Source organism: Rhizobacter sp. (assembly GCF_035702065.1).
Taxonomy (GTDB): domain Bacteria; phylum Pseudomonadota; class Gammaproteobacteria; order Burkholderiales; family Burkholderiaceae_C; genus Rhizobacter.
On the sequence record NZ_DASSRA010000399.1, the window covers coordinates 1 to 12,921 of the forward strand.

Consider the following 12,921-nt stretch of genomic DNA (forward strand, 5'->3'; position numbering starts at 1 on the left):
TGGGCCTACAGCGGAACGCGAGCATACGAGAGCGCACCGGCCTTCGCATCCACGGCCAACGTGATCGATCACCTGACGGTCGACTTCCCGCCGGCTTTCGTGTCAGCAGGCAACGCCGATCCGCTGCTGGCGCACTCGAAGGCGCTCGCCGCACGGCTGCAAGCGCTGGGCACGCCACTGAAGACGCTGTTCTTCGCCGCGGACCACCGGCCGCCCCTGCCGCACGAGTACCAGTTCGACCTCGACAGCGCGGATGCCCGGCGTGCATTGGGCGAAGCGGTGGACTTCGTTCGAGCCCACGCGCGCTGAAGGCAAGGACCACCCTGCAGGCGCGGTGGCCCGGCTGGATGGACCACCCAGCGCCTCAGGCCAGATGCCGCACGGCGCCTCCCGGCGCCTCTGGCTGATCGGCTTGCGGGGGTGGATCAGGCCTTCTTCTTTGCCGCGGCGGGCGCAGGCTGGCCCTGCTTGGCCTGGCGCTTCAGATCCTTGGCGCGCTTTTGCTTCTGTCTGCGAACGGCACGGTCTTTGTCTGCACTCATGGCTACCTCTTGGGGTGGTTGTGAAAGGAGCAGCGGTTGTACCACCTCGCCGGCGGCTGAAAAGAAACGAAACAAAGCGATCCCTGCGCGAAAGGACAGGCCCGGCCCGCACCACGACCATGGGCACCTGTTCAACCGACGAGAAGGACCGCTCCATGAGACCCTGGATCAAACGCACGCTGATCGGCGTGTTCGGCGCTTCGGTGCTGTTCGGCGGCGCAGCCGCGTACTCGCATTGCCACCGCGGCCCCTGGGGCGCGAACATGACCGAAGCCGAGCAGGCCAAGTGGCGCGAGCGCCTGGTCGAGCGCGCCAGCCGCAAACTCGACCTCGACGCCGCGCAGAAGGCCAAGCTCGCGCTGCTGGCCGAAGCCTGGTCGGCGCAGCGCAAGGCGGTGGCCGCACAAGGCGGTGAAGCGCGCAGCGAGCTGAAGGCCGTGCTGGCCGGCGCGCAGTTCGACCGCAACCGCGCGCAGGCGCTGATCGACGCCAAGGCCACCGCCGTGCGCTCGGCCTCGCCGGCGGTGATCACCGCGGCCGCCGACTTCTACGACAGCCTCAAGCCCGAGCAGCAGGACAAGGTGCGCGCGGTGCTGGAGCGCGGAGGCCATCGCCATGGCTGGCGCGGTTGAGCGCCGGCCCGTCGCCGGGCTGGCCCTCGGCCTGGCCGCAGCGGCGCTGGCCGGCCACTACACCCTGTGGGGCAGCAGCGCGCCCTGGGGCCGCGCCGAGGGCGCGGGTGCCGTGCTCGCACTGGCCGGCCTCGTGTGGCTGATGTGGGCGGTGCTGCTGTTCCGCCTCGCCGGCACGCCGGTGCGGCCGGGCGCGACACCCGTGCAGCTGATCGAGGAAGGCCCGTACCGCATCAGCCGCAACCCGATGTACCTGGGGCTGACCGCGCTGCTGCTGGGTGCCGCGCTGGCCCTGGGATCGCCGCTGCTGGTGCTCGGCGCCTTCGCCTTCGCGGCGCTGGTGAACGCGGTGCACATCCCGCACGAAGAGGCGCAGATGGCGCGCCGCTTCGGCGGCTGGTACCGCGACTACGCGGGCACGACGCGGCGCTGGCTTTGATGTGTCAGCATCGCGCTCCATGCATCGCATCCTGCTGATCGACGACGACGAAGACCTGGCCCCGCCCCTGGCCACGTACCTGAAGCGCTTCGACCTTGAACTCGACCACGCCGCGCGGCCCAGCCTGGGCCTGGCGCGGCTGGCCGCACAGCCCTACGACGCGGTGATCCTCGACGTGATGCTGCCCGAGATGGACGGCTTCGAGCTGTGCCGCCGCATCCGCCATGGCAGCGACATCCCGGTGCTGATGCTCACCGCGCGCGGCGACGTGACCGACCGCGTGGTCGGCCTGGAGCTGGGTGCCGACGACTACCTGCCCAAGCCCTTCGAGCCGCGCGAGCTGGCGGCGCGGCTGCAGACCATCCTGCGCCGCTCGCGCAACGGCGGCGCGGCGAACGGGGACAGCCATCGCACGCAGAAGCTGAGCTTCGACGGCCTCACGATCGACCTGCAGCGCCGCGAGGTGCTCTGCCAGGGCCGCGCCATCGAGCTCACCGGCACCGAGTTCGAGCTGCTGGCGATGTTGGCGCGCGAGCCCGGGCGCGTGTTCAGCCGCGACGAGATCCTCAACCGCCTGCGCGGCCGCGAGGCCGAGCTCTTCACGCGCGCGGTCGACATCCTGATCAGCCGGCTGCGCCGCAAGCTGGAGCCGCTGCCGGTGATCAAGACACTGCGCAACGCGGGCTACACCTTTGCCGGAGTGCCGTCGGCGTGAGGTCGCGCAAGCATTCCCACGCGCACTGGCACCAGCGCTGGCACCGCCGCTTCAGGCATTCGCTGCGCTGGCGCCTGGTGGCGCTGTTCATGCTGCTGGCGCTGGGCACGGTGATCGTGTTCATCGGCGGCACGCGCGCAGCGCTGAGCGGCGGCTTCGAGATGCTGGTCAAGCCACTGCTGTCGGACTACGTGGACCGCCTCACCGCCGAGCTCGGCTCGCCGCCCGAGGTGGCACGCGCGCAGGCCCTGGTGGCGCGCCTGCCGATCTCGGTGCGCATCGACAACCCCGAGCTGCACTGGAGCTCGCACCCCGCGAAGGACGAGCGCTGGCAAAGCCGCCGCAGCGATGGCGACAACATGAGCCGCCTGTTCACCCGCACCACGCCTGACGGCAGCCGCGTGCAGTTCGGCCTGGGCGACATGGTGTGGCACGAGCCGCAGGCCTGGCGCGGCCTGGTGCCCCTGGTCGGCCTGCTGCTGCTCACGCTCGCGGCCTACGCCACGGTGCGCCGCATCTTCCGCCCGCTGGACGACATCCGCGCGGGCGCGCTGCGCTATGGCGAAGGCAACTTCAGCCAGGCCATTCCGGTGCGGCGGCGCGACGAGCTGGGCGACCTCGCGCACCAGGTCAACGCCATGGCCACCGGCCTGCAAGGCATGCTGCAGGGCCAGCGCGCGCTGCTGCTGGCCATCAGCCACGAGCTGCGCTCGCCGCTCACGCGGGCCCGCCTGAACGCCGAGCTGTCGGCCGACAGCGCGGAGCGGCAGGCCCTGCTGCGCGACCTCTCGCTGATGAGCGAGCTCATCACCGACCTGCTCGAAAGCGAGCGGCTCGCTGCCGGCCCGGCCGCGCTCAAGCGCGAGCCCACCGACCTCAACACCCTGGTGCGCGAGGTGGTGGCCACCGGCTTCGCGGGCCAGCCCATCACGCTGGCGCTGGCCGACGAGTTGCCGCCGCTGCAGCTCGACCGCCCGCGCGCCACGATGCTGGTGCGCAACCTGGTCGACAACGCCTGCCGCCACGGGGCCGGTGAGGCGGTGTTCATCAGCACCGTGGCCGAGGGCGATGCGGTGCAGCTGACTGTGCGCGACCACGGCCCCGGCGTGCCCGACGACCAGCTGGCGCGCCTGGCCGAACCTTTCTACCGCCCCGACGTGGCCCGCACCCGCGCGGCCGGCGGCGTGGGCCTGGGCCTGTACCTGTGCAAGCTGGTGGCCCAGTCGCATGGCGGCACGCTCAGGCTGCGCAATGCGTCGCCGGGCCTGGCGGCCGAGGTGCGCTGGCCGGCGATGTGACGCCGCCCTTGAGATCGATCAAGAAACCCTGCGAAAGCCGGGCTTCTCGGTCGACCACGCCGGAGCACACTGTCTACAATCCCGCTCATCCAAGGCGCAAACCGACCGCACGACTGGGCGGACAACCGGGAACCCGTACCCCAGCGCCGAAGTGAGACCGTCAGGGCCGCGTACACAAACGAGTGACTCGCCGCCTTGCCCGGAAGCCGAGCCCGCCACCAGCAATGGTCGCGGGCTTTTCTTATGGCCGCCGCGCTACCGGAACGGCAGGTTCAGCATGACGCTGCGCGGGGTGACCCACACGCGCGCCGCCGTGTCGGAACCGGCCGTGCCGGCCTGGCGCCGGTAGAAGTAGTCGCCCATCGCATAGCCCAGCATCGCGCCGGCCACGGTGTCGGAGACCCAGTGCTCGCGCTCCATCACGCGCGCGGCGTTGGTGAGCGCCGCCACGCCGTAGAGCCAGGGGCTGTCGTAGGCCTTGGCATAGGGCGTGAGCACCGCCCAGGCCAGGGTGGAGTGGATCGACGGGAACGAGCTGTGGCCGCGCGGCACGTCACCGAAGCTGCCCGAGCCCAGGTTGTCCGAGGGGCGCGCGCGTCCCACGGCAAGCTTGGTGGCCTGGGACACAGCCAGCGCGCTCACGCCGGCGGCCGTGGCAGCGAAGCCCAGCTCGCCCTGCGGCGTGCCGCGCTGGCCCAGCCACGACAGGCCGGCGTAGCCGAAAGCCACGAAGGGCAGCGCGTTGCCCACGTCGGACAAGGTCTCGCCCGAGGCGCTCTCGCCGTGGCGCTGGGCGAAGCGGTCGGCCGGGCCGTCGAGCAGCAGCGCGCCGCCGAACAGCACCGTGCCCAGAATGAAGCGGCTCGGCCAGTCGGGCTCGGGGCCGCTCCAGCGCGCGTCCAGGCTGCGGTTGAGGCGGTCGGTGGCGCCATCGAGGCCCATGCGCAGGTTGAGGCCCACGCGCGTGTCGATCGAGGGGCCGGCCGGCGCCTGGACGCGCGACCAGTCGAACTCGGGCGTCAGCGTGGCCTCGCCCCAGGCGAAGCTGCGCCGCAGCGATACGCCGTACAGGCGGCCCGAGCTGCGCGGGTCGCCGTCGAGCGGGCTGTAGCTGCCGATGCGCGAGCCGATGCGGCCCAGGTGCAGACGCAGCGAGCCGCCGTGCAACGCATCGACCCAGCCCAGGGTGACCAGGCGCGAGTCGGGCCCGGCGCTGGTGCCCAGCCAGCGGCCCGCGTTCACGTAGCCCTGCGGGTAGGCGTAGTTGCGGTAGGCACAGTTCTCGATCGGTGGGCGACCAATGGGCATGCGGCAGCCGCTCTCGACCAGTTCGGCGAAGAAGCGGTCTTGGCCGTCGGACGTCCAGGTTTCGAAGCCGTAGAGGCCGAGCAGGCGCGAGGGCAGCACGCCGCCCTGGTCTTCGCCGGCAAGTTGCAGATAGGCGGCGCAGCCCAGCCCGCCGGGGCAGCGCAGGCGCAGGTCGATGCCGGCGATCTGGTTGCCGGGGTCGGCGGGCTGGTCGCTCACCGCATCGGCATTGGTGCCCTTGCCCAGCAGCAGGCGCGCCAGGGCCTTGGCCGAGGTGTCGTGGCCCTCGCCGCCCCACTGCGCGGTGCGCGTGAGCCCGATCTCCAGGTTGGCGAAGGGCCGCAGCGTGAGCCGCGTGCCGACGAAGAGCGGGTCGAGCGGCTGCGACATGCCTTCGGTGCGGGCAACGAAGAACTCGAAGTTCCACGGCCCCAGCCACGACAACCAGCGCGAATCGGAGCTGGAGGCCGACGCGCGCTGCAGGCCCATGCCCGCAAGCGCCGGCGAGTTGCTGCCGAGTTCGAGCGCGTTCTGCCAGCCCGGCCCCCACCAGCTGCGGTGCGCCCAGGCCTGCAGCTGCCAGCCCACCGCCTCGACGGCCACGGCACTCTCGTCCAGCCGGGCGACCGCCCCCGAGCGGTCGACGTTCGCGCGCGCCTCGACACGGCCGCCCGCCTGTGCCGCGAGGTAGGGGCCTTCGAGCGCCGGGCTGCGCAGCATGAGTGAGCTGCCGGGCGTGGGGTCGTCGCCGAAGCCGGGCAGCGCATCGGCGCGGTTGCGCAGCGTGAGCGACAGCGCGCTGCCCGCACCCGCCGCGAGCTCGCGCCGCAGGCGGTCACGCGCCAGGTCGAGCGCCGGCGGCAGCGACGTGGGCAGGGCATCGAGCGCGCGCTGCACTGCCGCACGCGGCAGCGGCCACTGCGTGGCGACGAGGTCGAGACCGGCTTCGTCGATGAGCAGCTGCACCGCGTGGCGCCCGGCGGCGCTGGGCACGAAGGGCACGCTGGGTGCGGCCTGCGCCAGGCTGCATCCGCACAGCACGCCGATGACGGCCCGGTGCAGGCAGCGTCCCATCGTGTGCATGGGAGCGCAGCCGCCGCCGGCGGATCAGGCGATGCGCGCCAGCGCGTCGGCCACCTGCGCCTGCGCCTGTGGCCGCACCACGCGCGCGACCTCGCGGCCGTCGCGCAGGAAGACCAGCGTGGGCCACAGCTTGACGCCGAAGGAGCGGCCGAGCGGGCGGCCCGAGCCGTCTTCGACCTTGAGGTGCTGCACCGCGGGCTGCTGCGCGAGCGCCGCCTCGACCAGCGGCTGGGCGGCGCGGCAGTAGCCGCACCAGCCGGTGCCGAACTCCAGCACGGCGGCGCCGGCGAGGGCATCGATGTCGCTGCGCGACGGGGCGGTGGTGGCGTACTCGCGGGGGCTGGTCATGGAGGCAAGCGAGGTGGGCGAAAAGAGGAGCGGCCAGTCTAGGTGAGGCTGCGCCAGTGCGTGCGTTTGTTCACGGATTTCACCCCTTTCAACGCGGAGTTTTCCATAGCATCGTGGATCTGAAAATGCCCCGGCGCAGTCGTGCCCGGCAAGAGCGGGACCGAAGTTGATGCGTGTTGGCGGGAAAGCCCTGCGGGGGCTGATGGTGGCGGCTTGTGTGCTCCTGTCGCCGGTGTGGGCGAGCGCTTTCGACCAGCCTACCGACAAGCTGAGCGCCGACGTCCACGACCTGCACCGCTGGGCCCTGGACACCGGCGACACCCACCAGCAACCCTTCGCCATCGTCGACAAGAAGGCCGCGCGCATCTTCGTCTTCGACGGCCAAGGGCGACTCGTGGGCGCATCCAATGCGCTGCTCGGCCAGGCACCGGGCGACCACCAGCCGCTCACCAGCGTGAGCGACAGCCAGGTGGCGCAGTTGCCGCTGGCCGACCGCACCACGCCCGCCGGGCGCTTTGCCTCGCAGCCGGGCCGCAACCTGAGCGGCGAGGCCGTCGTGTGGTTCGACTACGCGGCCGCCCTCGCCATCCACCGCGTGCGCCCCGGCGCCTCGCAGGCCCGGCGCCTGCGCGACCTGGCCTCGGACACACCCGACGACAACCGCGCCTCGCTCGGCTGCGTGGTCGTCACCCCCGCCTTCTTCGAGGCGGTGCTGCAGCCCACGCTGGGCCGGCAGCGCGGCGTGGTCTACGTGCTGCCCGAAGACCGGCCGGTGCAGGCGATGTTCGGCCGGCCGCTGCCGCTCGCTCAGGCACGCTGAGCCACCGGCCGGTCCGGCGCCGGCACCTCCGGCAGGCTGCCCTGCCCGCGCAGCGCCGCCGCCACCGCTTCGTCGAGCGGCGTGTGCGGCTCGAAGCCCAGTTCGGCGACCAGGCGCGCGTTGTCCATGCGCAGCGCGCGGCTGAGCCACAGGTCGCGCATCTCGCGCATCTCGCGCGCGAAGCGCAGCACCGGCGTGAGCAGCGTCAGCACGAACCAGGGGAAGCCCATGGCGCGCGGCGTGCGCCCGGTGGCCGCGCGCACCACGCGCTGCACCGACGCGGCCAGTTCGCGGCCGTTCGCATCCCAGTGCCCGGCCATGTGGAAGCGCGCGAAGGCCGGCAGCGTGGCGTCGCGCTCCAGCAGCAGCACCATGGTGCGCGCCACGTCGGGCAGGTAGGCCCAGGTGTGGCCCACGCCTTCGCGGCTGGGGCAGAGGATGGTGCCCACCGGCTTGCCGGCCTTCACCATGCCCTGCGAGAACCAGCTGTTGCCGGGCTGCGGGCCGAAGAAGTCGCCGGCCCGCACGACGAGGCTGCGCACGCCTTGCGCGGCGGCGCCTTGCAGGCGGCGCTCCAGCTCCACGCGGATCTGGCCCTTGCTCGTGTGCGGGTGCTGGGGCGCGTCTTCGGCCAGCACCTCGCCGGCATCGGGCCCGAAGTTGTAGACCGTGCCCGGCAGCACGATGCGCGCGCCCACCGCACGCGCCGCGGCAATCGTGTTGTCGATCATGGGCAGCACCAGCTCGCCCCAGCGCTGGTAGCCCGGCGGGTTGACGGCGTGCACGATGGCCGAGGCGCCTTGCGCGGCACGCAGCACGTCGGCCGCGTTCATCGCATCGCCTTCGATCCAGGCGATGCCATCGCGCCGGGCGGCCACGCGGCTGCGGTCGCGCACCAGCGCCTTCACCTGCCAGCCGGCGCGCTGCAGCTGGCGCGCCACTTCGCCGCCGATGCCACCGGTGGCGCCGAGCACCAGGGCCGTCTTGTTTGCCGTCGTCATCGTGATCTCCTGTCGTTTGGGGTTGCGATGAACGGCAGTGTGGGCAAAGCCGGCATATAAGGGAATTGCCGAACATCGCGCACCAGCCATACATTTATGCATGACCGCCGATGCCCCCTCTCCCCCTGGCTGGGAACTCTTCCGCACCTTCCTCGGCGTGCTGCAAGCCGGCTCGCTCTCGGCCGCGGCGCGTGACCTGGGCCTCACGCAACCCACCGTGGGCCGCCACGTCGCGGCGCTTGAGAAGTCGCTGCAGCTCACGCTCTTCACGCGCTCGCAGACCGGCCTCTTGCCCACCGACGCCGCGCGCGCCTTGCAGCCCTATGCCGCGAGCATGGCCGCCACCGCAGCCGCCCTGCAGCGCGAGGCCGGCAGCCAGGCCGACCACCGCGACCGCGTGCAAGGCACGGTGCGCATCACCGCCAGCGAGATCATGGGCGTGGAGGTGCTGCCACCCATCCTCGCCGCGCTGCGTGCGCGCGAGCCCGGCCTGGTGATCGAGCTGGTGGTGAGCAACCGACTGCAGGACCTGCTGCACCGCGAGGCCGACATCGCCGTGCGCATGACCCCGCCCCAGCAGGAGGCCTTGATCGCGCGCCGCATCGGCGCCGTGGAGCTGGGCATGCACGCGCACCGCGACTACCTGGCGCGCCGCGGCACACCACGCAGCGAAGCCGACCTGATGGGACACGACCTGATCGGCTTCGACACCGAGCCGACCTACATCCGCCGCATGAGCAAGGAGCTGGGCGGCTTGCGGCGCGCGATCTTCGCGCTGCGCACTGACAACGACCTGGCCCAGCTGGCCGCCATCCGCGCCGGCCACGGCATCGGCTTTTGCCAGGTCGCGCTGGCCCGGCGCGACGAACGCCTGGTGCGGCTGATGCCCAAGCGCTTCAGCGTGGGGCTGGAGACCTGGGTCGCGATGCACGAGGACCTGCGCGCCAGCCCGCGCTGCCAGGCGACCTTCCAGGCGCTGGTGGACGGGCTCGGTGCCTACCTGCGCCGCTGACGCCCAGCCTCAGACTTGCGTGAGCTCCTGCTTGACAGCGTAGAGCGCCAGCTCCACGTCGTTGCGCACGCCGGTCTTCTCGAGGATGCGTGCGCGGTAGGTGCTCACGGTGTTGGGCGAGAGTGAGAGCTGCCCGGCGATCTCGCCCACGCTGCGGCCCAGGCTGAGCAGGCGGAACACCTGGTACTCGCGGTGCGACAGCCGCTCGTGCAGCGGCTTGTCCTCCGCATGGCCGGCATGCAGCGCGCTCGCCAGGTGCTCGGCGACCGCCGGCGTGATGAACAGCCCGCCTGCGGCCACCTTGCGGATGGCGCCGATCATCTGCTCGGAGTCGGCGCTCTTGTTGAGGTAGCCCACCGCGCCCAGCTTCATGCTGCGCACGGCGTACTGCTTGTCGGGGTAGGTGCTGAGCATCAGCACGGGCAGCTTGGGGAACTCGCTCTTGAGCTGGCGCAGCACGTCGAGGCCGTCGCGGTGCGGCATGGCGATGTCCATCAGCACCACGTCGATGCCGCCTTCGCGCACGCGCATCAGCGCATCGGGCCCATTGGCGGCCTCGCCCGCGACCTCGATGTCGGGCGCGTCGGCCAGCACCTGGCGGATGCCCTGCCGCACGATGAGATGGTCGTCGCAGATCAAGACGCTGATCAATCTCATGACAACCCCTCGTCAAACGGGTACGTTTGCCGATCCCCCGCGGGGAACGTAGGCCGCGGCTCCATGCCCGCCTGCGCGGGCATGGACGGCCGGAGTGCGAGCCGCGTCTCGCGGCTCGCGGGGGCCGGCTTGGGAGCGGCCCGGCGCTCGTCCCGCTCCCCTTCGGCAGAATGGGTCGGCAAGGCCATGGTCAGCCGCACCAGGGTGCCGGCGCCGACCGTGCTGTCGATGAAGATCCTCCCTCCGAAATGGCCGGCGCGTTCGCGCATGCCCATCACGCCGTAGCTGCGCGGGTGGTCCAGCGCGCCGGCCTCGATGCCCACGCCATCGTCGCGCACCGACAGGTGCAGCACCGGCTCGTGCGGGCCGTCGACGTAGAGCTGGATGGCCACCGAGCGCGCCTTGGCGTGGCGTGCCACGTTGCTCAACATCTCCTGGAAGATGCGGAACACCGCGATCGCCCAGCGCTCGCCCTGCGGCCCGGCGGGCGGCTGCACACCGGCCGTCACGTGCACGCGCAGTTCGTGCTGCAACTCGGTGGTCTCGATGAACTCCTGCGCCTGCCATTCGAGCGCCGCCCACAGGCCCTGGTGGTCGAGGATGCTGGGCCGCAGGTCGGTGATGATGCGCCCGAGGTTGTCGACCGCGCGGTCGATGAGTCCGCCCATGCCCTGGCACTTGGCGGCGAGTTCGTCCTTCGCGGCGATGCGCTTGCCCAGCCAGTTGACGTCCATCTTCAGCGCCACCAGCAGCGAGCCCAGTTCGTCGTGGATCTCGCGCGCGATGCGCGTGCGCTCTTCCTCGCGCACCGTCTCGAGGTAGGCCGAGAGCTCGCGCATCTGGCCGAGCGCCTGCGTCAGCTCGTGGGTGCGCTCCTCGACGCGGCGCTCCAGCTGCTCGCGCGCCTGGGCGAGCTGCGCCTCGGCGCGCTTGCGCTCGGTGATGTCGACGATGGTGACCACCGCGCCCTGCACCACGCCGCCGTCGAGGATGGGGTGCGAGGAGTACTCGGCGCTGAAGGAACTGCCATCGGCACGCCACAGCACCTCGCTGTCGATGCGACAAGGCAGGCCGCGGCGGAAGGCGTTGAAGATGGGGCAGTCGCACTCGGGGTAGTGGCGCCCGTCACCGTGCGTGTGGTGGATCAGTGCATGCATGTTCTGTCCATGCACTTGCTCGGTGCGGTAGCCCAGCATCTCGGCCGCTGCCCGGTTCACGAACGTGCAGTGGCCCGCCAGGTCGATGCCGAAGATGCCCTCGCCGGTGGACTCGAGCAGCAGCTGCAGCCGCTCGCTCCAGGCCGGGCTCACCTGCGACGCGCGGGAAGGCGCGGCAGCAAGCGGCAAGACGGGATTCAACTCGGACAACATGCACCACCTGGGACGACGACAGCTCCCCAGTGCAGTGCAAAGGCCGTGCCACGCACGGCCTGTGGCCGGTAAGCGCCGGTTACGCCGTCAGCCGGAAGCGCCCCACCACCTCGGCCAGCCTGCCGGCCTGGTCGCGCAGCGACTCGGCGGCAGCGGCCGACTCTTCCACCAGCGCGGCGTTCTGCTGCGTCATCTGGTCGAGCTGGCTGACGGCCGTGCTCACCTGGCCGATGCCGTCCGACTGCTCGGAAGCGGCCGACGAGATCTCGCCGATCATGTCGGTCACGCGCTTCACCGAGGCCACGATCTCGGTCATGGTGCTGCCGGCGTCGGCCACCAGGCGCGAGCCCGACTCGACCTTCTCCACGCTGCTGCCGATCAGGGCCTTGATCTCGCGCGCGGCCTCGGCCGAGCGCTGCGCCAGGCTGCGCACTTCGCTCGCCACCACGGCAAAGCCGCGGCCCTGCTCGCCGGCACGCGCCGCTTCCACCGCGGCGTTCAGCGCCAGGATGTTGGTCTGGAACGCGATGCCGTCGATCACGCCGATGATGTCGCTGATCTTCTTCGAGCTGGCGTTGATCTCGTCCATGGTGCTCACCACCTGCGAGACCACCGCACCACCGCGCGAGGCCACCTCGGCGGCCGAGGCCGCGAGCTGGTTGGCCTGCTGCGCCGAGTCGGCCGACTGCTTCACCGTGCCCGAGAGCTGCTCCATCGAGGACGCGGTCTCTTGCAGGTTGGAGGCCGTCTGCTCGGTGCGCGAGCTCAGATCCTGGTTGCCGGTGGCGATCTGCACGCTGGCCGTGCTGATGCCGTCGGCGCCGCTGCGCACCTGGCCCACCATCTCGCGCAGGCCGTGCTGCATGGCGCGCAGCGAGTCGAGCAGCTCGGCCGCTTCGTCCCGGCCGCTGACATGGATCTCGTGCGTCAGGTCGCCGCTGGCGATCTGCTGGGCGATGCCCTTGGCCTTGTGGATCGGCGTCACCACCGAGCGGGTGATGCGCCACGCAAACACGGCCGCCAGCAGCAGCGCGAGGCTGCCGCCGAGCGCGAGCGCGATGCTGCCGTGCAGGGCCGCCGTCTCGGCGCGCTCCTTGGTCTCGGCCATGCTCTCGCGCTGGCGCACGATGAGTTTTTCCACCACCGCCTGGTAGGCCGCGGCGGCGGGGAACAGCTTGTCGAACACTTCGGCGCTGACCTCTTCGCCCGCATCCTTGCGCTTGAGCAGACCGTTGCGCAGCGCCTGGTAGGCGTCGCGCTGGGTCGAGATCTCGGCCAGGATCTTCTTGTCTTCGTCGGAGGTGGCGATCTCCTGCATGCGCTTGAGGCGCGCGGTCTGCGCCGTCACGACCTCCTGCATCTCGGCCTTCACGCGCTTCTTCACCTCGGCGTCGGAGGAGAAGAACATCACCCACGAGCGGGCCGCGTTGGTTTCGATGGCGCGGCCCCAGCGCTCCGAGGCCGAGAGCTTCTCGGCGTCGATCGTGCCCAGCTGCTCGGAGAGCGTGCGCATGGTGGCGATGCGGTCGATGCCGAAACCCACGGCGGCTGCGCTCAGCAGCACGATGGAACCGAAACCCAGAGCCAGGCGCGGGCCCAGGCGCATTGCAGACAAGGACATCATCACTCGACCCCTGAAGACGCAGGTGTGGTCGGCGGCAGGCGGGTTGCCGGGCCAGAAGCCGTATCCACTGCG

The 12,921-nt window shown here is 71.4% G+C and carries 13 protein-coding genes; 7 read left to right on the plus strand and 6 right to left on the minus strand.

Features of this window, described 5'->3' with window-relative positions; translation table 11 throughout:
• The 5 genes from VFL64_RS17470 to VFL64_RS17490 form a co-directional block, all read left to right on the plus strand.
• Window positions 1-309: alpha/beta hydrolase family protein (locus tag VFL64_RS17470; RefSeq protein ID WP_489541655.1), on the plus strand; the 309-nt coding region annotated here is incomplete at its 5' end.
• A 388-nt stretch (window positions 310-697) separates the two neighbouring features.
• Window positions 698-1,174 (plus strand): Spy/CpxP family protein refolding chaperone, encoded by a 477-nt coding sequence (locus VFL64_RS17475; RefSeq protein WP_489541656.1) that lies wholly within the window; start codon window positions 698-700, stop codon window positions 1,172-1,174.
• Window positions 1,158-1,613 (plus strand): methyltransferase family protein, encoded by a 456-nt coding sequence (locus VFL64_RS17480; RefSeq protein WP_489541657.1) that lies wholly within the window; start codon window positions 1,158-1,160, stop codon window positions 1,611-1,613. The genes VFL64_RS17475 and VFL64_RS17480 overlap by 17 nt, the downstream gene beginning before the upstream one ends.
• 19 nt (window positions 1,614-1,632) lie before the next feature.
• Window positions 1,633-2,328 carry a response regulator transcription factor gene (locus VFL64_RS17485; protein WP_489541658.1) on the plus strand — a complete coding sequence of 232 codons (696 nt, stop codon included), beginning with the start codon at window positions 1,633-1,635 and terminating at the stop codon, window positions 2,326-2,328.
• A complete protein-coding gene (locus VFL64_RS17490; protein ID WP_489541659.1) occupies window positions 2,325-3,626 on the plus strand; it encodes a sensor histidine kinase in 1,302 nt (433 codons plus the stop codon). Before VFL64_RS17485 ends, VFL64_RS17490 begins: the two co-directional genes overlap by 4 nt.
• A gap of 255 nt (window positions 3,627-3,881) precedes the next feature.
• On the opposite strand, the gene VFL64_RS17495 is transcribed toward VFL64_RS17490, so the two are convergent.
• Entirely contained in the window at window positions 3,882-6,017 is a 2,136-nt protein-coding gene (locus VFL64_RS17495) for a capsule assembly Wzi family protein (protein ID WP_489541660.1), read from the minus strand.
• Window positions 6,018-6,041: 24 nt separating this feature from the next.
• Window positions 6,042-6,365: a thioredoxin family protein gene (locus VFL64_RS17500; RefSeq protein ID WP_489541661.1), complete on the minus strand. Its 324-nt coding sequence runs from the start codon at window positions 6,363-6,365 to the stop codon at window positions 6,042-6,044.
• 169 nt (window positions 6,366-6,534) lie between these two features.
• On the opposite strand from VFL64_RS17500, the gene VFL64_RS17505 reads away from it, so the two are divergent.
• The gene (locus VFL64_RS17505) at window positions 6,535-7,185 is read left to right on the plus strand and encodes a L,D-transpeptidase (RefSeq protein WP_489541662.1); all 651 of its coding nucleotides are present in this window, start codon (window positions 6,535-6,537) and stop codon (window positions 7,183-7,185) included.
• Here the strand turns inward: VFL64_RS17505 and VFL64_RS17510 are convergent.
• Complete coding sequence (locus VFL64_RS17510; protein ID WP_489541663.1) at window positions 7,173-8,186, minus strand: NAD(P)H-binding protein; 1,014 nt, start codon at window positions 8,184-8,186, stop codon at window positions 7,173-7,175. The two genes, VFL64_RS17505 and VFL64_RS17510, sit on opposite strands and share 13 nt — an antisense overlap.
• Window positions 8,187-8,286: 100 nt before the next feature.
• Between VFL64_RS17510 and VFL64_RS17515 the strand changes: the two genes are divergently transcribed.
• Window positions 8,287-9,198, plus strand: a complete 912-nt coding sequence (locus VFL64_RS17515) for a LysR family transcriptional regulator (protein ID WP_489541664.1) — start codon at window positions 8,287-8,289, stop codon at window positions 9,196-9,198.
• A 9-nt stretch (window positions 9,199-9,207) separates the two neighbouring features.
• Here the strand turns inward: VFL64_RS17515 and VFL64_RS17520 are convergent, their stop codons facing one another.
• The 3 genes from VFL64_RS17520 to VFL64_RS17530 form a co-directional block, all read right to left on the minus strand.
• Window positions 9,208-9,855, minus strand: coding sequence for a response regulator (locus VFL64_RS17520; protein WP_489541665.1), 648 nt, complete (start codon window positions 9,853-9,855; stop codon window positions 9,208-9,210).
• Window positions 9,852-11,225 (minus strand): PAS domain-containing sensor histidine kinase, encoded by a 1,374-nt coding sequence (locus VFL64_RS17525; protein ID WP_489541666.1) that lies wholly within the window; start codon window positions 11,223-11,225, stop codon window positions 9,852-9,854. The genes VFL64_RS17520 and VFL64_RS17525 overlap by 4 nt, the downstream gene beginning before the upstream one ends.
• 79 nt (window positions 11,226-11,304) lie before the next feature.
• On the minus strand, window positions 11,305-12,921 hold a 1,617-nt coding region (locus VFL64_RS17530), incomplete at its 5' end, for a methyl-accepting chemotaxis protein (RefSeq protein WP_489541667.1).